Below are 22,520 nucleotides of genomic sequence, written 5' to 3'. Positions count from 1 at the left end.
TGCTATATCGATAATACCCCACGTTAAAAGCATTTAAGATTGAATAGAACATCCGCTAAATTTGGCTGATTTTTTGCTTTAAATCGGCCTCAAAAACCCCCACAATAACGTCATTATTTTTCGCCTTTTTAACTCAAAAGACTTATAACCAAAAGACCGATAACAATGACGAATGTTACACACCCCCTGTCTCAACTTTCCTTTCGCCTCAACCAATCGTTGTTTGACAATGCTAAGCATGACAAAAAATGGCTGGGCAACTTACAAGGCATGACCCAAGCCTTATGGCTCGCCAGCCTCACCAGTAGCGATAGCGGTCAGCAAAACCGACTTAAAGTCGTCGTGACCCGTGACCAAAATCAGCTCAATCAGCTTGAAACAGAGTTGGCATTTAGTGGGGTCGATGCCCATGTGTTTCCTGATTGGGAAACGCTTACCTATGACGAGCTGTCACCGCACCATGACATTGTCTCTGAGCGGATTCATTTGCTTACCCATATGCCAACTGATGGTATTTTACTGATTTCGGTGCAGACCTTAATGCACCGTGTCGCCCCTGCATCATGGCTATTGGGTCAACACTTTGATTTGTCAGTGGGTGACACCTTTGATGTGGCAACCGAACGTCGAAAACTGGCAACCGCGGGCTATCATGCGGTAGATAACGTCTTTGAGCCTGGGGAATTTGCTGTGCGTGGTAGCGTGATTGATTTGTTTGCCATTGGTCAGCCATTCCCAGTCCGCATTGATTTATTTGATGATGAGATTGAGAGTATCCGTTTTTTTAACCCGCAAACCCAGCGTAGCTTGACCCAAGCAGATTTGGACGAATTAAAAGACAGTGACCCCCATCAATATGTCAAGTTTATCAATAGTCAAAAAAAATCGGGTGAAACCATCGGTAAAATCACCAGTTTTCAGATTTTACCGGCGCGAGAATTTCCCCTGGATGAGGGTAAAGAAACGTTTCGCGCCAATTTTGCCAGCACCTTTGCCAACACATCTGCCCGCCGTTTTGAGCTGTTTAATGATGTGATGAACGGCATTGCACCCGCGGGGGTGGAGTATTATCAGCCGTTATTTTTTGACACGGATACTTGGCAAAATGGCTCAGATTTTTTTAGTTATTTGCCCAAAGATAGCTTGTTTATTGTCGATAATCAAATAGAGACGGCTTACCAAAATTTTTGGCAACAAATCCAAACTCGCTACAATGACCGCAGGCACGATATCGAAAAACCGATTGTGGCACCGCAAGATTTGTATCTGGCAGAACATATCTTTAACGAAAAAATTGCCCAATATCCTCGCATTATCACCAGCGAACAACCAATCGATGAGACCAAAGCAGGGGCAATCAATGCATTGGTTGACACACCCCCTGATTTAACCGTTGACCATAAACTTGCTGAGCCACTACAAAGACTGATGGCATTTCGCGAGCAGTTTGATAAACCGATATTATTGGTTGCCGAAACTGCGGGTCGCCGTGAGATTTTATCGGAGCTTTTGCAAAAACGCTTTAATTTACAAAGTGTTGCAGGATTGACCGATTTTCTTGCAAACATGGATGAGTCGCATAGTACTGCGATTGCCTTGACCATTGCACCGATTGAACGAGGCGCGTTACTCCCCGATAAGTTTGCGATTGTCTCAGAAACCCAGTTGTTTGGACGGCAGGTGTTACAGACTCGCCGCCGTCGCCAAAGCGATGTGTCTGATGAATTTTTGGTTAAATCGGTCAGTGAGCTTAATATCGGCGACCCTGTGGTGCATATTGATTTTGGTATTGGGCGTTATCAAGGCTTGATTACCCTTGAGATTGATAGACAACTGCAAGAGTTCATCCATCTCACCTATGCCGATGATGCCAGTGTGTATGTGCCTGTGGCAAATCTGCAGCTTATCAGCCGTTATGCGGGTGGCGACTCGGCAACCGCACCGCTTCATACCATAGGTAGCGGTAAATGGGATAAAGCCAAAGCCAAGGCACTCAGCCAAATTCATGATGTGGCGGCGGAACTGCTCAACGTGCAAGCCCGCCGTGATGCCAAAGTGGGCATTAACTTCCCAATTGACCAAATCCAATATGACTTATTTGCCAGTCAATTTGCGTTTGAAGAAACGCCCGACCAAGCCAATGCCATTGAGGCGGTGAAGTTTGATATGAAGCAAAATAAGCCAATGGATAGGTTGGTGTGCGGTGATGTCGGTTTTGGTAAAACCGAAGTGGCAATGCGTGCCGCTTTTATTGCGGTACAAGCAGGGTATCAAGTGGCAGTGCTAGTACCGACGACACTGCTTGCTGGGCAACACGAAGACAACTTTTTGGATCGATTTGCCGATTGGCCCATTCGTATTGAGTCGCTTTCCCGCTTTGGCACCAAAAAACAACACGACAAAATTTTAGCAGATTTGGCAAATGGGCAAGTGGATATCGTCATCGGTACCCACCGTATTTTGCAAGAAGATGTCAAGTTTGCCAACTTAGGTCTGATGATTGTTGATGAAGAACACCGTTTTGGCGTGCGAGATAAAGAGCGTATCAAAGCCATGCAATCGGATGTTGACGTACTATCGATGACCGCAACACCCATTCCACGTACGCTGAACATGGCGTTATCGGGTATGAGAAACATGTCGATTATTGCCACGCCCCCGGCAAGACGGTTGGCAATTAAAACCTTTGTCATGCAAAAATCTGATAACTTACTCAAAGAAGCGATTTTGCGTGAATTATTGCGTGGCGGACAGGTGTTTTTACTACATAACGATGTGGCGAGCATTGAGCGCATGGCAGAAACCGTGCGAGAGCTTGTGCCCGAATCTCGGGTGGCAGTGGCTCACGGTCAGATGAAAGAACGAGAGCTTGAGCAAATCATGCAATCGTTTTACCACAAAAGACACAATGTGCTAGTGTGTACTACCATTATCGAAACAGGCATTGATATCCCCAATGCCAACACCATTATCATTAACCGTGCCGATAAATTTGGGCTAGCCCAGCTTCACCAACTGCGGGGTCGAGTCGGGCGTAGTCATCACCAAGCCTACTGTTATCTGCTTGTGCCGTCTATTAAAGGCTTGACGAGCGACGCCCAAAAGCGGCTTGATGCTATCAGCCGTGCCAACACATTGGGGGCAGGCTTTATGCTTGCCAGTGAAGACCTTGAGATTCGTGGGGCAGGCGAGCTGCTGGGCAAAAACCAAAGCGGCAATATGCAAGCGGTTGGTTTTAACCTGTATATGGATATGTTAAACCGTGCCACCAAAGCCATCAAAGCAGGTAAACAACCTGATTTAAACACCCCCTTATCGCTAACCAGTGACATTAATCTGCATTTGTCGGCACTCATTCCTGAGGATTATCTGGGTGATGTGCATCAGCGGTTATTGTTTTATAAAAAAATCGCCAATGCTGAAGACTATGACAGCCTAATTAGCATTCGCAGCGAAATGCTAGACCGTTTTGGCAGTTTGCCGGAGCCGACCAAAAATTTATTTGCTATTCACCAAATCCGCTTACTGGCTGAAGCGCTGGAGATTAGCAAAATTGATGGCAATGAGCGGCAAGTCACCTTTGAGTTTTCGCCCAGTACGCCAGTAGAAGCGATTACGATTATTGGGCTTATTCAATCGAATCCGAAAAAATTTAAAATGAATGGCGCGACAGGGCTAAAAATGATGGATGACAAAGCCCTTGCCACACCAGAAGGACGGATTGACGCGGTAAAAAATCTCATAGAGAAATTATCTTTAAAAGCGTGATGATGACCTGATAATAAATAATTATTGGCTCATCATAAGCGTGTTATAGCGAAAAAGAAGATTTAGAAAATGATGGAAAATCAATTACCTAATGGCGAACGCCTAATTGAAGAACCTACTTATCCTGAAGATTGGGAATGTTGCGACAACGGCTGCGAAGAACTATGCGTGTATGAAATTTACCGCGTTCAAAAACAAGCCTATGATGGACAGCAACAGCGACTCAAAAGCGTGCCTAAAACTACTTACGACACCGACAAACCTGCTCAATAGCTGGAGTATTCTTCAATAAAAGTAATTTTTTGTAAATTCATATTCCTGTCACATGAATTTCATGCTAATGTCATCAAACTCACGTTAAATATCATGACGTTATGAAGTTGCATTGATAACGTAAAATAGTAAGTAAACAACTAAAAAATGGCAGAAGCCCTAAAATTAATAAAAAATCCACCACTATGGGATATTGGATAAAGAAGGATAGGAGTAAAAAATGTTAGATATGTTAAATGAAGCGTTTGAATATGAAACCGATATCATCTATCTTGACGAAGGCGATGACGCGGTAGAAATGTAAACTGCAAGTTAGGCGTAAAACGTGAAAATTCGCAACCGATAACCTCTTAATATACCGATTAAGAGGTTTGTTTTTTTTGGGCAATATAAATGAATGATTAGTGACTAGTGATTATGACTGGTACTGGCAGGCATCGCCATCTCATGGTGCTTATCCATATCCTGCATATTGTGCATGTCGTGATTCATGTTATGGCTCATATTATGGTTCATATCATCACTCATATTATGGTTGATAGGCATAGTAGTCGAAGCAGGATTAGACGCAGAATGATTCATCGTCGACATATCATGGTGCATACTCGTCTCATTCATGGCATGACTGTGTGAACCTTGATTATGTGAACCATGATTATGGTTATGGTGCATCATCATCGGGATAAAAATCACCGCAAGCCCAGACAACATCATAATCACCCCATTAATTTGGCGAAGGCGAAAATTTTTAATACTCGACTGTAGCATCCCCACAGTTTTTTGTGTGGCAATCAACATCGGCATCGTACCTAGCCCAAATACAAACATCAGAGCCGCCCCTGTAGCGATGTTGTTGCCAGCAATCGCCATCATGAGCGCACCATACACCAATCCACACGGCAAAAACCCCCAAAGCAGGCCAGCAAACAAAGCTTTACCAAAGCTATCAATCGGAAACACTTTTTTGCGTATCGGGGCGAGCGATTGCCAAAAGCGCATCCCGAACTTTTCTAACTGATTAAACAGCGGTAACCCAAGCATCGCAAGCCCAATCAACACCAATACCGCACCCAGTACAATTCTTGGCGCACTATTACTCATAATGGACTGAAAGATTGCCACCCCAACAACGCTGGCAATCAATCCAAGCAAGGCATAACTGATGAGGCGTCCGAAATGATACGTCAAAATCAAGCCATTTTTTTTGCTATCAGATACATGCTGCATAGACAGCCCAAACGCCGTCACAATGCCACCGCACATACCCAGACAGTGCGGTGAGCCAAACAGCCCCATGCTAAAGGCTGCCAAAAATAATGCCCATGTCATAAAATGCTCCAAAAAAGTCTAAAAATTTTTCAAAAAAAGTAAATAAATCAATAGAAAGAAATCAGCAGGAAGAAAGATAACACCAACGCGTTATTTTTGCTCGTCAGTAGGGTCTTGTATTTTTGGGGGATGAGAAGATGAAGGCTTGGCGGGATTTTGCCCCAATTGTTCGCGGCGAAATTGTCTGTCATCCAAAATGACCCGCTGAGATTCATTGTCCAAATCGTCAAATTGGCGTGATTTGATGGCGTAATAAATCGCAAAAATACCCAATACAAATAGCACTAGACTAATAGGAATCAAAAAATACATGCTTTGCATCGTGCATCCCCATTACTTGGCGTAACAAACGAATTAAGTTAAAAAAACCATTATACGCTTATTTTGGCATAAATAAATGCGGCAAAATGTCGCAGCGTGGCCTGAGTAATTCATGAGTAATCAAAGAGTCATCCAATAGCCGAATGTATGCTTACAAAACAAACACATGGGTTGCAAATCAAAGCAACTCAGTGATTTGAGTGCGAACAATGAATGCTATAATTATAGTGGGTTAAACATTGAGGTTTAACTTGGTTTTAAAACTCAAAATTCTACAAGGAAATTATGATGTTGATGCCTAAAATCTTTAAGCTTTCAAAGAAACAGTTGCTTGCCTTAGGAGCGGCTGTCATGGTGGGCGCATTATTGATGCCAACAGCAAACGCTGCGACAGTGGTCATTGATGTACGTACCCCAGAAGAGTATTCTGTGAATCATCCCGCAGGTGCCATTAACATTCCACACAATGAATTACTTGCCAAAATAACGGCGCAAGGCATTGCAAAATCAGATACCATTAAAGTGTATAGTCGTGGAGGCGGTCGTGCCCAACAAGCCAAGTCTGCCTTACAATCAGCTGGCTACACCAATGTAGAGATTCAAAAATAACTTATTTATTGGTCGGTTGGCAGTCGTATTGGGGTTTGACAAGATCGCGAGCGAATGCCAACAATTCATATGAGGCACGTCTTGAATGCTGCAGGTTCTGATCAAAGTGCTGCCAATCATTTGCCTTTGGTAAGGGGGCGATACTTGGAATAGTTGCCAAGCCATTGATGGCAAACTGCCGTCTTGAGCGGTTCATGTGATACGCATCTGTCACCAAAATTGCCTGTTTGACATTGACCATTTCTGCGGTGTATTTTGCATTTTGACAGGTGTTAAAGCTGTTTTTTTCTGCCACAACCCACATAATGCCTTTTTTTTGTAGCCATTTTGCCATCCATGGCGCCTCCTTACCACTGACGATGATGGGTAAGCCAGTCTGCTGATACACTTGGCTGGCTTTAATCAATCGACTTTCGGTAAATTGATTAATCACAATCTCATTTTGTTGGTTATTGGTTAATCCGCCACCTAACACCACAATCGCCGTTGCAGGATTGACACTCACCGCCGATTCTGGCAGGCGATAGCAATCTAAGATAAACAATACAATGGTAGAAAACAGGGGTGTGAAAAAACTGAGTGTGATTAAACACCCCACCAATACCACAACGGTCAAAATCCGTTTGATGGTTGAAAAAAATCGCTCAAGATAATTAACGAGCTTGGCGAATGCTACCATCAGATTCAATCCAAACCGGTTCAGCTTCCAATTTTATCCCAAATTTATCCAATACAGTCTGCTGTATAAATTGCATAGTTTTGGCAACATCACGCTGCGTCGCAACTTTTGGCGCATGGTTAGTCAAGACTAGGGCTTGTTTTACATGCGTTAAAATCGGTGCAATGCCTTTACCCTTAAGCCTTGATTGGTCAATAAGCCAGCCAGCGGCAACTTTACAGTAATCAGTCAAATTGCCTTGGGCATCTTTGACAGGATAATGCACCAGATTGGGATAGCTCTGAAGTAACTGGTCAACTTGAGATTTGGCGACGATGGGGTTTTTAAAAAAGCTGCCACAATTGGGCAAGTCGTTGGTATCGGGCAGTTTACTTTGACGAATGTCGATGATGGCGTTCATGGTATCCACGGGTGTGACTTCATTGCGACCCGCTAGGCTAGCATAGTGCTGTGCAACTTTTGCCACATCGCCGTACTGGGTATTGGGTTTGGCAGTTTTACTGAGGGTAAAAATGACGCTGGTAATGAGCCATTGCCCGGCTTGCTGTTTAAACAGGCTGTCACGGTAGCTAAACTGGCAATCAGCTTTGCTTAGATGATGCCACGTTAAACTCGGTATATGAAACGCTTTTACACTCTCTATCACATCTTCAGCTTGTACCCCATAGGCACCGATGTTTTGCACGGGACTACCACCCACCCAGCTTGGGATTAACGCCAAATTTTCTAGTCCATACCAACCTTGATTGACCGTGTCTAGCACGAGCGTATGCCAATCCTCGCCAGCCATCACCTCAAGGGTTATCGTTTGGCTATCTTCAGACAGGACAGTTTTACCTTGAAGACTGGGTGACACGACAACCGCGTCCAACACTTCGGGCAAAATGATATTACTGCCATTAGATAGCACAACAAATGCTTGTTGATGGGCTGCCAGTTGCTTAAAAGTCGGCTCAATATCAGACAGATGAGTTAAACGAATGAATTGTTTGGCTTGACAAGCTAATGCCATGGTATTGTATGCGCTAATATCCACATAGCTAGGATTAGCCTGCACAGGGTTAGGTTCAAAAAAATTGGTCATAAAATATCGTTAATAATCGGCAGAGTTGCTCATCGCCAGTGCAATGACTAGTGCAATGATAAAGTGCTTATTATAACGAAATATGACAGGGAAAATTGCGATTTTTATGACCTCATGACAGCCAATTAAAAACCTTCTTCATCACTGCCAAAATGGTTGATATCCCTAAAACGGCTCAGCTGACGACGCTGTTTTTTATTTGGGCGATGATCGGGGCGGGCAAGATTGGCAAGTTTTTTTTGTTCGGTGAAAAATTCTCGTTGACTGATACTGGCATCGGTCTCTTGATAGAGCACACTGGCGGCAGTGGCATTGCCGCGCACTTCGGACAGCGCCAGCACCTTGACCGTCTTTTGAGTGTAATGATTGGCTGACCCTTGGCGAATGGTCAATTCATCACCCACCGCTATTTCTTTACTGACTTTGACGCGATTGCCAAAATGGTGTACCCGTCCCGATTCAATCGCTTCCTTGGCTAGGGTGCGAGTTTTATAAAACCTTGCTGCCCATAGCCATTTATCTAAACGCACTTTAATTTTATCAGTTGTACTCAATGACATTTCCTATAACTTAACTGCATGAATAACTTTAGATTAAATGGTTGTTTTTTCAAATCTTTCAATATATCACATCGATATTTCTAACAAACAACTGGCGTGTCAAAACGAGGCTAATAGTCTATTCATCATGACAGTTATAAAACGCTGCTTAAACACTGAAAAGTCACACTCATTAGTGAGACTCAGGGGTTTTTTAAGCTAATCGATATGGTGAGTGAGCCAAGTCAAAATATCGTCATACACTTGTTGGTGATTAGGCTCTAGCAAGATTTCGTGGCGCATCGCTTCATATTGCTGCATGCTAACCGAGGGAAAATTATTTTTTTGCAAACGTTTGACAATACGCGGAATCCCTTTTCCCATCTGCCCAACAGGGTCATCTTTTCCGCTGACAAATAGCAGCGGCAACTGCCTGGGTACTTGTTGATACCAATGCTTATTGGTGCCTGCTTGCATCAACGACATGAGCGCAAAATAGCCATTGTTGGTAAACTGAAAGCCGCAAAGCTTGTCATCAAGGTAGGCTTTTACTTGCTTGGGATCTGAATTGAGCCAATTAAACCCTTGTAAATCGGGTTCTTTTCTAAAGGGTAGGTTATTAAATTGGTTTAAAATTTTATCCAATACCGGATTGGTGCGCCGCGTGGTAAAGTGATTAAGGTTTTTGGTTACAGGCACAAACAAATTTGCCAATGGATTAAAATCTGAGGTACCCATAATTACTGCGCCCGCAAATCGCTCACCATAGCGCTGCAAAATACAGCGAACGATAAATGACCCCATACTGTGACCCAAGATAAAATGGGGGATATCAGGGTATTTTTCAGCGATTAACTGTGCATGGTTCATCACATTGTCAATCATCAACTCAGCAGGATTGGGGTTACCCATATAGCCTAAGCAACCATTGTCATAGGCTTGCTGTCCATGACCTAAATGGTCAAAGGTCAACACCGCAATATCATGATTTGCTAAGAATTGCGCAAAGGTTTGGTAGCGCCCTTGGTGTTCTGCCATGCCATGCACGATTAGTAACGTAGCAACGGGCGTCACCTTAGGCAGATAGAATGTGTAGTTGTTATTCATCGCAAATTTCCTGTGAGTGTTATTTTATAATTAGGGTAGCATAAAAAAGCCGTCTAATGACGGCTGTAAATCAACGCACAAATTCACAAATCAACAGCCTGATTTTTTCATGTCCGCTTCTGATAACGGATTGGCACCACGGGTAGGGCGCGGGCAAGGCTCACCATAGTATTGACGATCGGCAAAATAGCTTGAGCGCACCATCGGACCTGCCCAAATATTTGCAAAGCCCAATTTTTTACCGTGTGCAGTATAACGGTCGAATTCATCAGGATGCACAAATCTATCAACTGGGGCGTGCGATTTGCTTGGCTGCAAATATTGACCGATGGTAATTAAATCGACATCATGCGCCTTTAAATCATCAAGTAAGGCATAAACTTCTTCTTCAGTCTCGCCAAGACCCACCATAAAACCACATTTGGTGACAATATCAGGTCGACGCGCTTTGTAATCTTTTAACAGCTGTAATGAATGCTGATAATCCGACCCTGGGCGAAACGCTTTATACAAACGTGGCACGGTTTCGATATTGTGGTTAAATACATCAGGTGCTGTGTCACTTAAGATATCAAGTGCCACTTGCTCACGACCGCGAAAATCAGGGACTAAAATCTCAATCAAACAATTAGGGCTTAACTGACGAGATTCTTTAATGACATTGGCAAAATGTTCCGCGCCGCCGTCACGCAAATCATCTCGGTCAACCGAGGTAATCACCGCATATTTTAATCCTAGACCAGCAATGGTCTCAGCGGTGTGAATCGGCTCAAGCTCATCGAGCGCATTGGGGCGACCATGCGCCACATCACAAAATGGGCAGCGACGGGTACAAATATCACCCATAATCATAAAGGTCGCGGTGCCATCACCAAAACATTGGGGAAGGTTAGGGCAAGCCGCTTCTTCACACACCGTATACAGCTTTTGTTCACGCAAGGTTGACTTGATGCGCGCTACTTCACTCGGCGATGACAGTTTGACGCGAATCCAGTCAGGTTTTTTTGGGGTTTCTACCGTTGGAATGATTTTAATCGGAATACGGGCAACTTTATCATGGCCACGTAGTTTTTCACCCACTTCAGGACGTTTTGGCTTATCGAAATTTGATTTGTCACGAGCGATGGGTCTATCGGTGTGCGGCGTTGAAGGGGCAAAAGTTTGTACAGTGTCGGTCATTGCTATGATTAATCCTTAAATTCATTTAGCAGATTTTAGGGGGTTATTATAACAGAAATCTATGCTGACGAATTTAAACTATTTTGGGATAAGCTTTGTTGTTTAAAGTACAGAGCCAAAGTTATTTTTCATCTTAGTAAAAAAAGCGATAATCGGCTCAAACGCATTTATTAAAAATTATTGGGCTATTTCTTTAAAAAATAATGGCTATGTTAACAAAAACGTATTTTCTCATTAACATTTCATCACATTTCAAGTATATTAGAAGGGTTAAATTTTTTAGCCAAAGCCATGCTGGCTAGTAGCCATTTCAAAATTCAACTGTGTTGTGAAGAGGGCTTTCAGACGCATGGTTAACACAATAATCTTACATGACTATGAGGACGATTCATGCTAGAGAACTATCGTAAACACGTCGAAAATCGTGCGGCACAGGGTATTGTGCCACAGCCACTTAACGAACAGCAAACGGCTGATTTGGTCGAATTATTAAAAAATCCACCAGCCGGTGAAGAAGAAACACTTATAGACTTATTAGAAAACCGTATTCCACCTGGGGTTGACCAAGCAGCGTATGTTAAAGCGGCATTTCTAGCGGCCATCGTTAAAGGCGAAACCACTTCGCCACTGATTTCAAAACTAAAAGCGATTGAGTTACTGGGTCATATGCAAGGTGGTTACAACGTAGAACCATTAATCCAAGCATTAGACGACAAAGAATTGGCGAAAGCTGCGGGCGACGCGCTGAAAAAAACCTTATTGGTATTTGATGCCTTTAATGATGTCACTGAAAAAGCGGAAGCGGGCAATGAAGTAGCCAAAGAAGTGTTACAATCTTGGGCAAACGCCGAATGGTTCACCAGCCGTCCAGAAGTACCAAAAAAAGCCACTTACAAAACCTTCAAAGTCACCGGTGAAACCAATACCGATGATTTGTCACCTGCCCAAGATGCATGGTCACGTCCAGACATCCCCCTACACGCATTAGCCATGTTAAAAAATGCGCGTGAAGGCATTGTGCCAGACCAAGACGGCGTGATTGGTCCGATGAAACAAATCGAAGAGATGAAAAAAGACGGTATTCCATTGGCATATGTGGGTGATGTGGTCGGTACCGGTTCAAGCCGTAAATCAGCGACTAACTCGGTATTGTGGTTAATGGGTGACGACATCCAAGGCGTGCCAAACAAACGTGCTGGCGGCCTGGTATTGGGTGGTAAAATCGCACCGATTTTCTTCAACACCATGGAAGATGCGGGCTCATTACCTATCGAAGTGGATGTTAGCAAACTTAACATGGGTGATGTATTTGATATCTACCCACATGACGGCAAAATCACCAAACATGATTCTGACGAAGTGCTTGCAACTTTTGAATTAAAATCACCAACGCTGCTCGATGAAGTGCGCGCCGGTGGTCGTATTCCATTGATCGTAGGTCGTGGCTTGACCAACAAAGCCCGTGAATATCTAGGTTTGGGCGCGTCTGACATTTTTGCAAAACCAGAACAACCTGCAGACACTGGTAAAGGCTATACTTTAGCGCAAAAAATGGTCGGTAAAGCTTGTGGCGTTGAAGGTATTCGTCCGGGTGCCTACTGTGAACCAAAAATGACAACCGTGGGTTCGCAAGATACCACAGGTCCAATGACCCGTGACGAATTAAAAGACTTGGCTTGTTTAGGCTTCTCTGCAGATTTGGTCATGCAATCATTCTGTCATACCGCAGCTTATCCAAAACCAATCGATGTAGAAACTCAGCACACACTCCCTGATTTTATCATGAACCGTGGCGGTGTATCATTACGTCCAGGTGATGGTATTATTCACTCATGGCTCAACCGTATGCTATTGCCAGATACCGTTGGTACAGGTGGTGACTCACATACCCGCTTCCCAATGGGTATTTCGTTTCCAGCAGGTTCAGGTCTAGTGGCGTTTGCTGCAGCAACCGGTGTGATGCCATTAGATATGCCAGAATCAGTTCGTGTACGTTTTGTCGGTGAAATGCAGCCTGGTATCACCTTGCGTGACTTGGTACATGCGATTCCTTACCAAGCTATCAAAGAAGGTTTATTGACCGTTGAGAAAGCCGGTAAGAAAAACGTATTTAACGGCCGTATCCTAGAAATCGAAGGTTTAGAAGACTTAACTGTTGAACAAGCATTCGAATTATCAGATGCCTCTGCCGAACGTTCAGCGGCAGGTTGTACTATCACCCTGTCTGAAGAATCGGTGAAAGAATACCTAACGTCAAACATCACCCTACTCAAATGGATGATTTCTGAAGGTTATGGCGATGCGCGTACGATTGCACGCCGTATCAAAGGTATGGAAAGCTGGCTTGCCAACCCAACGTTATTACGTGCTGATGCAGACGCAGAATATGCCGCTGACATCACTATCGATATGAGCGCCATCAAAGAACCGATTCTTTGCTGTCCAAACGACCCAGATGATGCCAAAACCTTGGCAGATGTTGCCGGCGACAAGATTGATGAAGTATTCATCGGTTCATGTATGACCAACATCGGTCACTTCCGTGCAGCGGGCGCGTTGTTAAAAGAAGTACCTGCGGGTAGCTTAAGCACACGTCTATGGATTGCACCACCCACTAAAATGGATGCACGTCAATTGATGGATGAAGGTCTGTACAATGTCTATGCACAAGCGGGCGCACGTACTGAAATGCCGGGTTGTTCACTGTGTATGGGTAACCAAGCGCGTATCGCACCAAAATCAACGGCTGTATCAACTTCGACACGTAACTTCCCGAACCGTTTAGGTCAAGGTGCCAACGTGTACTTGGCTTCTGCAGAGTTAGCGTCGGTGGCTGCGGTACTTGGTAAGCTACCTACCAACGAAGAATATCAACAATATGCTGGTAAGCTCAACAGCATGTCAGCCGATATCTACAAATACTTAAACTTCGACCGTATGAGTGAGTATACTGAAGAAGCAAATAAAATTAACGTAGCACAGCTTACCTAACCATCGTTAGATTAAAGTTAGGCTCATCTAATTTTAATTAAGTAGGATAACAATAAAGTAAGACCCTGCAATATAGCAGGGTTTTGCTGTTGTTAGCATTTACATAAAATTTTTTGAACGTTTAGCTAAAAAATATCTTGGCAAAATTTGGCTTATAGTGGTTTAGAGTAATGGCATCTGTGGCGAGGCTTCAGCTTGCAGCAAATTTGAATAAGTCACCCCAACCAAACGCACGGGTAAAAGTTTTGGGGTATGCTCATATAACCATTGAATCCAATAATGGGCATCAGATTCTTGTTCAAAGTGGGAGGAAATACTATGAGAGCGGGTAATCACACTAAAATCGCTGTATTTGATTTTAATGGTGATGGTGCGAGCGTAACGCTGCTTTTTTTGTAAATCTTTAAACGCTTGGCTATTTTCACGATATAGGGCAGCCACAATGACTTTATCATCCATGGTATTTTGTAAAAACGTTGTCTCAGAACCGACAGATTTATGTTTGCGCTCAGCTTTAACCTCTCGATTATCAATACCGTGGGCAATCTGGTGAAAGAAATCACCCCGTTTGCCAAAGCGTTGTTTTAATACGTCCGCTGGGGTATTGCGTAAATCCAATCCTGTAAATATACCCATGTCATGCAACATTTTGACGGTGGCTTTGCCAATCCCGTGAAATTTTTTTACCGGTAAATTGGCGATAAAATCCAATCCTTGCTCAGGTGTGATAACCGCAATACCGTTGGGTTTATTTAAATCTGACGCGATTTTGGCAAGCATTTTGTTGTAAGACACCCCGGCTGAAGCGGTCAGTTGTGTTTGTTGCAAAATCTGTTGGCGAATGCGATTGGCGATTAGTGTCGCAGAATTTTTTTCATGCGGGCTATCGGTCACATCCAAATACGCCTCATCCAGTGATAAAGGTTCGACCAGTGGCGTATATTGGTGCATGATGGTACGAATTTGCTCACTGACTTCACGATACACCTCAAAGCGTGGTTTGACAAAAATTGCTTGTGGGCACAGCTGACGCGCTCGATAGCATGACATGGCAGAATGCACACCAAACTTGCGTATCTCATAACTTGCTGCTGCGACGACACCACGCCCATTGGGATCACCGCCAACCACCAATGGTTTACCTTGTAACTCAGGATTATCCCGTTGCTCAACACTGGCAAAGAACGCATCCATATCGATATGAATAATTTTACGCATGGTTGTTAGTTTACCATCCTAACTGTACGGGGAAAGTATTTAATTAACTCGTTAAACACAAAGACGCTAGCTAACATGACCAATAAATACAAAATTTACTGATTGATAAATTCAATTGATAAGTAGTCTGTAATCTGCTACATTATCGCTATCAAGGGGAGTAACTTCTCACTTCAGTAGTTTGTGATTTATCGTCATTACGTAAGTAGCCGCTTACCGGTAAATCAGCTATTTTTTAGCCATATATTGAGCTAATTATCAAATAGTAAGCCAGACCTTGACTTAACACAACCACATATTTGGTCGGTGTGAGTCAAGGTTTTTTTGTGCTTAGCGTTTTTCCAAAATCCTTTGACTTATTGCCAACCATAGTTTGTAAATGCATACTAAGGAGCGATAATGTTACTTGCAGCAGTAAATCAAATGACAGAACCCATGAGCATTGGCAGGCCCATGCTATATGCCGTGTTCTTTGCTATCGTAGCGATACTGTTATTGGTTGATTTTTTTACCTTTAAAACCCCAAAAAATGGTGAAGCGGTTTCGATGAAACAAGCGGGTATTTGGAGTGCCATTTGGGTGGGCGTGTCTGTGCTGTTCGCTGGCGGTCTATGGTGGTATCTAGCACAAAATTTTGGCGGTGCTATCGCCACTCAAAAAGTAGGGGAGTTTTTTACAGGATATTTACTGGAAAAATCGCTCGCCATTGATAACGTTTTTGTATGGTTGATGATTTTTGCGGCGTTTGCGGTGTCGCCTGCGATGCAACGGAAGATTTTACTGTACGGGGTGATTGGTGCGATTGTCATGCGTACGGTGATGATTTTTGCAGGCGCTTGGCTTGTCACGGAGTTTAGCTGGATTTTATATATTTTCGGTGCGTTTTTGCTCTACACGGGTGTAAAAATGTGGCAAAACCACGATGAGCAAGAAGACCCGAAGCAGTCAGGCTTATATAAGTTTTTACAAAAACATCTGAAAATCAGCGATGACAGCCATGATGCGTCAGGTCAAGAGCGATTTGTGTTGGTGAAAAATGGCGTTAAGTATTTTACCCCATTAGCGGTGGTGCTTATCTTGGTTGAATTGTCGGATGTGATTTTTGCGGTGGATTCGATTCCTGCAATTTTTGCGGTCACTACCGACCCGTTTATTGTTTTGACGGCAAACTTGTTGGCTATTTTGGGTCTGCGGGCGATGTTTTTCTTGTTATCGGGTTTGGCGGATAAATTCCATTTATTGCCTTATGCGCTTAGTGTCATCTTGGTGTTTATTGGCGCGAAAATGCTGCTACTTGATGTATTCCATGTGCCGATGGCTATCTCGTTAGGCTTTATTGCCGCCGTGCTAACAGTGACAGCGATTTTATCGATAAAGTTTCCGAATTTGGGTAAAGTTGAAGCATAAAAAATATTTTTGAATAAAAAAAGGGCTAACAATTTAGCCCTTTTTTGTAAATTAAAAACTGACTATTGGGCATAAAATGCTTCTAAAGTAGGCACAAATTGTTTTTTTCGGCTGACCAAGTTACCCAAATCAAGCAATTTATCATTGAGTCTGGTATTAAATGCTTGCTCAATGATTTCATTTTGTGCATCGTTGCTACCAACCGCCCAAGATTGCTGTTTTAAAATATCAACAATAATAACTAACATATAATCCAAGCCATCTCTTTGGCGGATTAGTTCACTGGCTTGTTGGATGCCCTCAATGCGCGAAAACACCACATCAGGATTAACAGTTTCGATACTAGCGATTGCCCATTTTTTATTTGAGAACATAAACTGTTTATAATCGGTAGTGACTAACGCATCATCCGTTAAGTCGCTGATATTGCTTTTTGCATCGAATAATTGATTGGCAAAGCTGTTTGTATCGTGAATCCCTGCAAGGTGGATGACTGCTTGTAACGCTTGCTTGTCACTGTCTGTAGTGGTAGGACCTGTCAGATTAAGCGTATCAGAAATGATTGCACCTGCCATCAATGTCGCCATTTGCTGAGAAATCAGCAAATTCTTTTCCATAAACATATGGTATAAAATGGTGCTGGTAGAGCCGACAGGTTCAAATCGAATATAGGCAGGTTCGGCAGTGGTCAAATCACCAAGTTTATGATGGTCGACAAGGTAACAAATATGGGCGTCTGCTAGATTGGCAATCGATTGCTGGCTTTCGTTATGATCGACTAAAGCAGCGAGTTGGTTAGGTTCAAGATGAGTGAGTAATTCTGGTAATCGGACTTTAGCAAGTTCAATTAAAAATTTGGTTTCTTGATTGATATCATCTAAGCGGTAACTTTTGGCATCTATACCTTGTTGATTGAGCCAATAGGTCATGACGATGGCGGATACGATAGCATCGGTATCTGGTTTTTTGTGCCCAAAAACAGCAATGGTTGTCATAAAATTACCCCAATATAAACACAGCTATTATATCATCTTGTCAAAATCAAACGGTTGACTGGCAAGTTTGCGATGAAAAAGCCGATATTGACTAATCGGCTAACTTTACTATTAAGTGCAAAAAAACTACATGGCTGATTGGATAAGGTGAATGAGGCGCTCACCGATTTGGGCGGTTTCATCGGCACTCATATTGAGCGGTGGCAATAAACGAATGGCATTACCGCCTGCCACATTGATGATTAGATGATGATTGTCACGCGCTTTATCGACTAAAGTATCAAATGCAATGCCGCGATCCTGTGGCATCACCACCCCTAGCATCATGCCTGTTCCGCGTACAGTAACCCCTTGGCTACCCAGCTCGCTGGTGATTTGTTCAATCAACGCTGCGCTATTGCTAAGGGTAGTTGCCATCATATTTTCATCATCAATGACATCAATCACTTCGCTAACCACACGGCAAGCAAGCGGCGTACCACCATACGTTGAGCCGTGTGAGCCATAGCTAAAAATATCATTGGCTTTTGCCGTGGTCATGCACGCACCCACAGGAAAACCATTCCCCAAACCTTTTGCTGTGGTCAAAATATCAGGTTTGATGGATGAATATTGATAAGCGAAATATTGCCCCGTCCGACCATTGCCCGTTTGCACCTCATCTAAAATCATTAATAAGTCATGGTCATCACAAACTTTGCGAACTTGGCTTAAAAAATCAAAGCCATTGGCCGCAGTATTGACGCCACTTTCACCTTGGATAGGCTCAAGCATCACAGCGCAAACATTGTCGTTATCGGCAATCGCTTGGCTAATGGCTTCAATATCCCCAAAAGGCACACGAATAAAATCATCATCTAAGGTAAAAAATCCTGCTCTAGCGGTTGGATTTGCGGTAGCGGATACGGTCAGTAAGGTGCGTCCATGAAACGATTTTTCCATCACAATCACTTTGGCTTGGGTTTGCCCACGATTTGATGCAAACAGTCGCGCCATTTTTAATGCCGCTTCGTTGGCTTCGGCGCCGCTATTGGCAAAAAATACTTTATCCATGCCTGCGACTTGGCATAACTTTTCACCCGCGCGCTCTTGCCAATCAATACCAAAAAGATTGCTAGTATGCACAAGCGTTGCGGCTTGATCGGCAATCGCCGCAGTGACACGCGGATGACAATGACCCAGTCCACAGACAGCAATCCCTGTTAACGCATCCAAATACGGCGTTCCGTCAGCGGTATAAAGGTAACTACCTTGACCTTTGACAAAGCTAATGGGCTGGCGTTTATAGGTGGGGAGTAAATAAGAGCTCATGGGGATTCCTTTAATCATAGTCAGCGAGTCATAAGCTAGCGCAATCACTAACCAATCAAATCTATGTTATTTAAAAGCGTCTAATTCGTCACTAAACGGGGTGTCTTCTGCACCGACTTTATAGTCCTCATTCGCCCAAGCGCCTAAATCAATAAGTTTACAGCGCGCACTGCAAAATGGCTTGGTGGGGTTATCTGCCCAAACGGTGGGTTTGCCGCAGCGCGGACAGGAGTAGGTTTTGACAGGTGTATTTGATGGGGTGGGCTCGATTTTAGACATAAACAAAAGGTATTCTTAAAAATGGTGTATCGGATTATTTGCCATAGTATACTATAAATCCTTTTTTTTGGGCGAATCAAGCGACTGTTCATGCTAAGTCATCAATTTACCAGACCGTTTCAACCCGATCGTATCCGTCATCCCAGAGATTTTCAGCCACTTGCCGCAACATTTTGGCAGCAACCCACCATTTTTCTTGAAATCGGTGCAGGTAAAGGCAAGCATGCCTTGAGTTTTGCCAGCGATAATGCCAATGCCCATCTCATCGCGATTGAACGTACGGCAGAAAAATATCAAGCCATGCAAAAAATGGCGAATCAAGCGCAGTTGTCTAATTTAACGACTATTCATGCCGATGCCATTGCTTGGGTCACGCATGGTGTGCCCGCGCAAAGCTTGTCAGGGGTGTTTATTCTTTATCCCAATCCAGAGCCACACAATCCCAACCAACGCTGGCTTAACATGCCGTTTTTTGAGTGGTTGCTGTCTCGGTTAAAACCAGGTGGCGAGCTTATACTTGCCAGTAATATTGAAAGTTATATAGATGAAGCCGAGCATAAAGCACTGACGGTTTGGCAAGTACCGGTGGAGAAAACCCAAGTACCCAATCATAGTGAGCGCACGCATTTTGAGGTGAAATACCTAGCGCGTGGTGAGGCGTGTTGGCAACTGAGCATAAAAAAACCGCATGGCTATACCACACGGTTTGATGATTTTAATTCACTTTAGTCAGGTTTTAACGCAAGGGGCGTGGTTTGGGTGTCATCGGCACGTACCACATAAGTTTTGGCGATTTTATCATGTAAGCTTAATCGCTCTTTGCTGGTGAGCATCATGACCAAATCAACGACTAACACAACCAAACCAAAAATCGATAAAGAGTAAGCCAATGTGGTAAATAACCCACGCATAATGATTAAGTTAAAAAATCCAGGAATGGCATTGGATTGGCGATCCAAAATACGTATGCCCATTATCATCTTACCGATGGTCTGACCACGGCGCATCAATAATAGGACTTGCGCAATCATTAAGCCCCATACCAAAATATTGGTCAACAACAATATATGCTCAGGTAACGCTGACATGAGTTCCATCTGCTGGGCAGACGTCAATCGGGTTTGTCCTGCTTCTGCCCATTTGAGTAACTTATCAAAATTTGGGCTATTGTACAGGGAGATGAACAGCGGCGACGACGCCAATACCATAAGCAGGGTATCTACCAATTTTGCTGCGATACGACTACCGATGCTGGCAAGGTCTAACTGTTTTTTGGCATGGGCAATGTCTTGGTTCGAGCTAAGTTTCTTGGTCAATGTGACCTTGGTAGGGTTAGGAGATTTGTGCGGGTTATTCGCTGAATAGCGATCCCAAACATTCTCAGCGTCTTCTGAAGGCGATATAGGATTAGGCGTGTTGTTAATAATATAATCGGCTTCATCAGAAGCGGGCTGCTCACGGTGGTGGGTATCGACTGGCAAGCTTTCATCAATCGTTGGACGGTAAAAAAATTGTCCATCCGTCATCGCATTGACCGTGTTCCAGTTATTCATTCCTTGATGCCACATCAAATCAGTGAGTAACACTTGCCCTGTCGCAAGCATTTGATTGAGTTGTTCAAGGGTATAAGGGCCGGCTTGCACATTATTGCGAGCTAGAAAAATATGCATGTAATAACTCTACTTCTACTGGGTGGTAAAATTTGAATGACTGTATCTTATTATATGATGTTTTGCAACATCGTGCTAAAAATCGCTTATTATGCAAAACAGGTTATACAAGGCATGCTATTCAAAAAAATGCGATATCCTTATGGATTGAGGTCAACAGTATCTAAACCATTATCTATGATTGGCTGGTAATGATTGGTAGGTGGTAATTATCTATCATAGGGTTAACCAAAAGTGTGCTAATATTTTTGGTTTAGCCTACGATTATTTTTCTTATTCTTATATTGTCAGATTGTATTTATGTCATCGACTCATCCCACCAATGTCAGCATTGATTTTGATAAACCTTGGTATCACTATTTGACTTATTTTCCGAATTTTCCGAAGCTTGACGCAAAACATCCTCATGCAACACATAGTCATGCCCCTGCTATCAATATTGTTGAAAATTTGAATGCCTGTTTAGATAGATATGAAGATGTAAACGCCAGCCGTATAGGCAATTTTAAAAAATTACCCATTCGCTTTGTTGAGCAAGCGTGTCTGCCTGAGGGTGAGGCTTATGAGAGTTTTATTGCCAACACAGGTAAAATTCCAACCCGTGACAATCACCATGATTTGCTTAACGGTTTAATTTGGCTGAATTTTCCACAGGCTAAAGCGGTATTTAACGAACTTCATGCCAAAGATATTTTGCAACATGGTATTCATAACGCTAGAACAGCGCTGCGTAATGCGTTAACCGTATTTGATGAAAATGGCGGCATTGTAGTGAGCTCAGATAAACTATTGCTTGAACAGTTACAAGCCTTTAAATGGCAAACGGCTTTAGTCACGCATAGAGCAAATTGGTTGGGTCAACATCGTACCATTGCCTTTTTTCCATTTGGTCATGCCCTGCTTGAAAAATTGCTTAACCCAAGAAAAAATATCACCAGTCATACCTTGCTGATTTTAGTAGAGGAGGGTTGGTTTGAGCAATCTATAGCGAGTCAGAGAAACCAGCTTGATACCGCAATTGCTAAGCTATTTCACCAACTGGCAATGCCAGATTTGGCGCATAATGCCGTTAAGCTATCATCCAAAAGCTTTCAGCCGTTACCTGTGATGGGTATCCCTGGCTATAGTGATGACAATGTGATACCAGCATTTTATCAAGATGAGGCTGTTTTTAGGCGTCCAAGAGCGTCTAGCGCGCCTATTTTTTCATTAAATGACTGATAAGTGACCAGACAATTTATAACAGTGGCTAGCGTGGTTGAGGTGATTGCCCAGTCTATGAATCTTGCTTGATAAAAGCCGGTTAATCCGTTAGCATTAAAGCAATCTTTAGTTCATCCAGCCGCATTTATTGATAACAGTCATAATTACTAATAAAAATATTGGAGCATCGGCATGACCACCAAAGTCGTCAAAATTGATAATAAAGTTCGTATGATTACAGGTAAATTAGCCCCCCATCTTGAAATTCAATGGGAACATTATACGTTAGCAGAATTACAATCATTGCTTGAGACGGTGGTCCGTTTTGAAATTGAGCACAACTTTCGTCGTCATAAAGATTATAAAGATAGCAAAGGCGCTAACATTCAAGTGTTTAATGATGCCAACGAACTTAAAGTCACAAGTTTAAAAGACGAGTTACTAATCATCCGCGATAGCCAAATCGATTCATAACAACTATGAATGCGTGAATGAATCAAAATCCAAGCCGAATGACTTGGATTTTTTCGTCATGTCGTTGGTGATTGTTGAGGCGAA

General features: G+C 43.2%; 20 protein-coding genes. 8 read left to right on the top strand and 12 right to left on the bottom strand.

All coding sequences use genetic code 11. The features are described from left to right. The first annotated feature begins 270 nt into the window (after positions 1–270). A complete protein-coding gene (gene mfd / locus RT034_RS08600) occupies positions 271–3,768 on the top strand; it encodes a transcription-repair coupling factor (protein ID WP_409566351.1) in 3,498 nt (1,165 codons plus the stop codon). 69 nt (positions 3,769–3,837) lie between these two features. Continuing rightward, complete coding sequence (locus RT034_RS08595; protein ID WP_313015985.1) at positions 3,838–4,041, top strand: oxidoreductase-like domain-containing protein; 204 nt, start codon at positions 3,838–3,840, stop codon at positions 4,039–4,041. 408 nt (positions 4,042–4,449) lie between these two features. Here the strand turns inward: RT034_RS08595 and RT034_RS08590 are convergent, their stop codons facing one another. Next, positions 4,450–5,370, bottom strand: coding sequence for a sulfite exporter TauE/SafE family protein (locus tag RT034_RS08590; protein WP_313015984.1), 921 nt, complete (start codon positions 5,368–5,370; stop codon positions 4,450–4,452). Between the two features lie 90 nt (positions 5,371–5,460). Then, on the bottom strand, positions 5,461–5,691 hold the full coding sequence (ccoS, locus tag RT034_RS08585; protein WP_007117308.1) for a cbb3-type cytochrome oxidase assembly protein CcoS: 231 nt from the start codon (positions 5,689–5,691) through the stop codon (positions 5,461–5,463). 285 nt (positions 5,692–5,976) lie between these two features. Between ccoS and RT034_RS08580 the strand changes: the two genes are divergently transcribed. After that, complete coding sequence (locus RT034_RS08580) at positions 5,977–6,300, top strand: rhodanese-like domain-containing protein (RefSeq protein WP_313015983.1); 324 nt, start codon at positions 5,977–5,979, stop codon at positions 6,298–6,300. Position 6,301: 1 nt separating this feature from the next. Here RT034_RS08580 and RT034_RS08575 read toward each other — a convergent pair whose 3' ends face one another. The 5 genes from RT034_RS08575 to lipA all read right to left on the bottom strand — a co-directional run bounded on the left by RT034_RS08575 (position 6,302) and on the right by lipA (position 10,888). Next, the gene (locus tag RT034_RS08575) at positions 6,302–6,979 is read right to left on the bottom strand and encodes a YdcF family protein (RefSeq protein ID WP_313015982.1); all 678 of its coding nucleotides are present in this window, start codon (positions 6,977–6,979) and stop codon (positions 6,302–6,304) included. Further along, positions 6,954–8,063 carry a UDP-N-acetylmuramate dehydrogenase gene (gene murB, locus RT034_RS08570; protein ID WP_313015981.1) on the bottom strand — a complete coding sequence of 370 codons (1,110 nt, stop codon included), beginning with the start codon at positions 8,061–8,063 and terminating at the stop codon, positions 6,954–6,956. The genes RT034_RS08575 and murB overlap by 26 nt, the downstream gene beginning before the upstream one ends. 125 nt (positions 8,064–8,188) lie before the next feature. Continuing rightward, entirely contained in the window at positions 8,189–8,623 is a 435-nt protein-coding gene (locus RT034_RS08565; RefSeq protein ID WP_036598052.1) for an RNA-binding S4 domain-containing protein, read from the bottom strand. A gap of 198 nt (positions 8,624–8,821) precedes the next feature. Continuing rightward, on the bottom strand, positions 8,822–9,709 hold the full coding sequence (locus tag RT034_RS08560) for an alpha/beta fold hydrolase (RefSeq protein WP_313015980.1): 888 nt from the start codon (positions 9,707–9,709) through the stop codon (positions 8,822–8,824). 90 nt (positions 9,710–9,799) lie between these two features. Continuing rightward, positions 9,800–10,888: a lipoyl synthase gene (lipA, locus tag RT034_RS08555; protein ID WP_313015979.1), complete on the bottom strand. Its 1,089-nt coding sequence runs from the start codon at positions 10,886–10,888 to the stop codon at positions 9,800–9,802. Between the two features lie 390 nt (positions 10,889–11,278). Between lipA and acnB the strand changes: the two genes are divergently transcribed. Then, positions 11,279–13,879: a bifunctional aconitate hydratase 2/2-methylisocitrate dehydratase gene (gene acnB, locus RT034_RS08550; RefSeq protein ID WP_313015978.1), complete on the top strand. Its 2,601-nt coding sequence runs from the start codon at positions 11,279–11,281 to the stop codon at positions 13,877–13,879. Positions 13,880–14,041: 162 nt separating this feature from the next. Here acnB and dinB read toward each other — a convergent pair whose 3' ends face one another. Then, positions 14,042–15,097, bottom strand: a complete 1,056-nt coding sequence (dinB, locus tag RT034_RS08545; RefSeq protein ID WP_313015977.1) for a DNA polymerase IV — start codon at positions 15,095–15,097, stop codon at positions 14,042–14,044. Positions 15,098–15,532: 435 nt separating this feature from the next. Between dinB and RT034_RS08540 the strand changes: the two genes are divergently transcribed. Further along, on the top strand, positions 15,533–16,504 hold the full coding sequence (locus RT034_RS08540; protein ID WP_313016025.1) for a TerC family protein: 972 nt from the start codon (positions 15,533–15,535) through the stop codon (positions 16,502–16,504). 62 nt (positions 16,505–16,566) lie between these two features. Here RT034_RS08540 and RT034_RS08535 read toward each other — a convergent pair whose 3' ends face one another. The 3 genes from RT034_RS08535 to RT034_RS08525 all read right to left on the bottom strand — a co-directional run bounded on the left by RT034_RS08535 (position 16,567) and on the right by RT034_RS08525 (position 19,089). Further along, positions 16,567–17,499, bottom strand: coding sequence for a manganese-dependent inorganic pyrophosphatase (locus RT034_RS08535; protein WP_313015976.1), 933 nt, complete (start codon positions 17,497–17,499; stop codon positions 16,567–16,569). A gap of 126 nt (positions 17,500–17,625) precedes the next feature. Beyond that, positions 17,626–18,810, bottom strand: coding sequence for an aspartate aminotransferase family protein (locus RT034_RS08530; protein WP_313015975.1), 1,185 nt, complete (start codon positions 18,808–18,810; stop codon positions 17,626–17,628). Positions 18,811–18,876: 66 nt separating this feature from the next. Further along, positions 18,877–19,089 (bottom strand): DNA gyrase inhibitor YacG, encoded by a 213-nt coding sequence (locus tag RT034_RS08525; RefSeq protein ID WP_313015974.1) that lies wholly within the window; start codon positions 19,087–19,089, stop codon positions 18,877–18,879. Between the two features lie 90 nt (positions 19,090–19,179). Here RT034_RS08525 and RT034_RS08520 point away from each other — a divergent pair, with 90 nt between their 5' ends. Next, positions 19,180–19,818 (top strand): methyltransferase domain-containing protein, encoded by a 639-nt coding sequence (locus tag RT034_RS08520; protein ID WP_313015973.1) that lies wholly within the window; start codon positions 19,180–19,182, stop codon positions 19,816–19,818. Here RT034_RS08520 and RT034_RS08515 read toward each other — a convergent pair. Continuing rightward, positions 19,815–20,759 carry an RDD family protein gene (locus RT034_RS08515; RefSeq protein ID WP_313015972.1) on the bottom strand — a complete coding sequence of 315 codons (945 nt, stop codon included), beginning with the start codon at positions 20,757–20,759 and terminating at the stop codon, positions 19,815–19,817. The genes RT034_RS08520 and RT034_RS08515 overlap by 4 nt on opposite strands. A 300-nt stretch (positions 20,760–21,059) precedes the next feature. Here RT034_RS08515 and RT034_RS08510 point away from each other — a divergent pair, with 300 nt between their 5' ends. Both RT034_RS08510 and RT034_RS08505 read left to right on the top strand, forming a co-directional pair. Continuing rightward, the gene (locus RT034_RS08510; protein ID WP_313015971.1) at positions 21,060–21,980 is read left to right on the top strand and encodes a DUF3025 domain-containing protein; all 921 of its coding nucleotides are present in this window, start codon (positions 21,060–21,062) and stop codon (positions 21,978–21,980) included. 174 nt (positions 21,981–22,154) lie between these two features. Further along, on the top strand, positions 22,155–22,436 hold the full coding sequence (locus tag RT034_RS08505) for a hypothetical protein (RefSeq protein WP_313015970.1): 282 nt from the start codon (positions 22,155–22,157) through the stop codon (positions 22,434–22,436). Positions 22,437–22,520 lie beyond the last annotated feature (84 nt).

Source organism: Moraxella sp. CTOTU48841 (assembly GCF_032061225.1).
Classification (GTDB): Bacteria; Pseudomonadota; Gammaproteobacteria; order Pseudomonadales; family Moraxellaceae; genus Faucicola; species Faucicola cinerea.
This window is presented reverse-complemented; position numbering and strand designations above follow the sequence as displayed.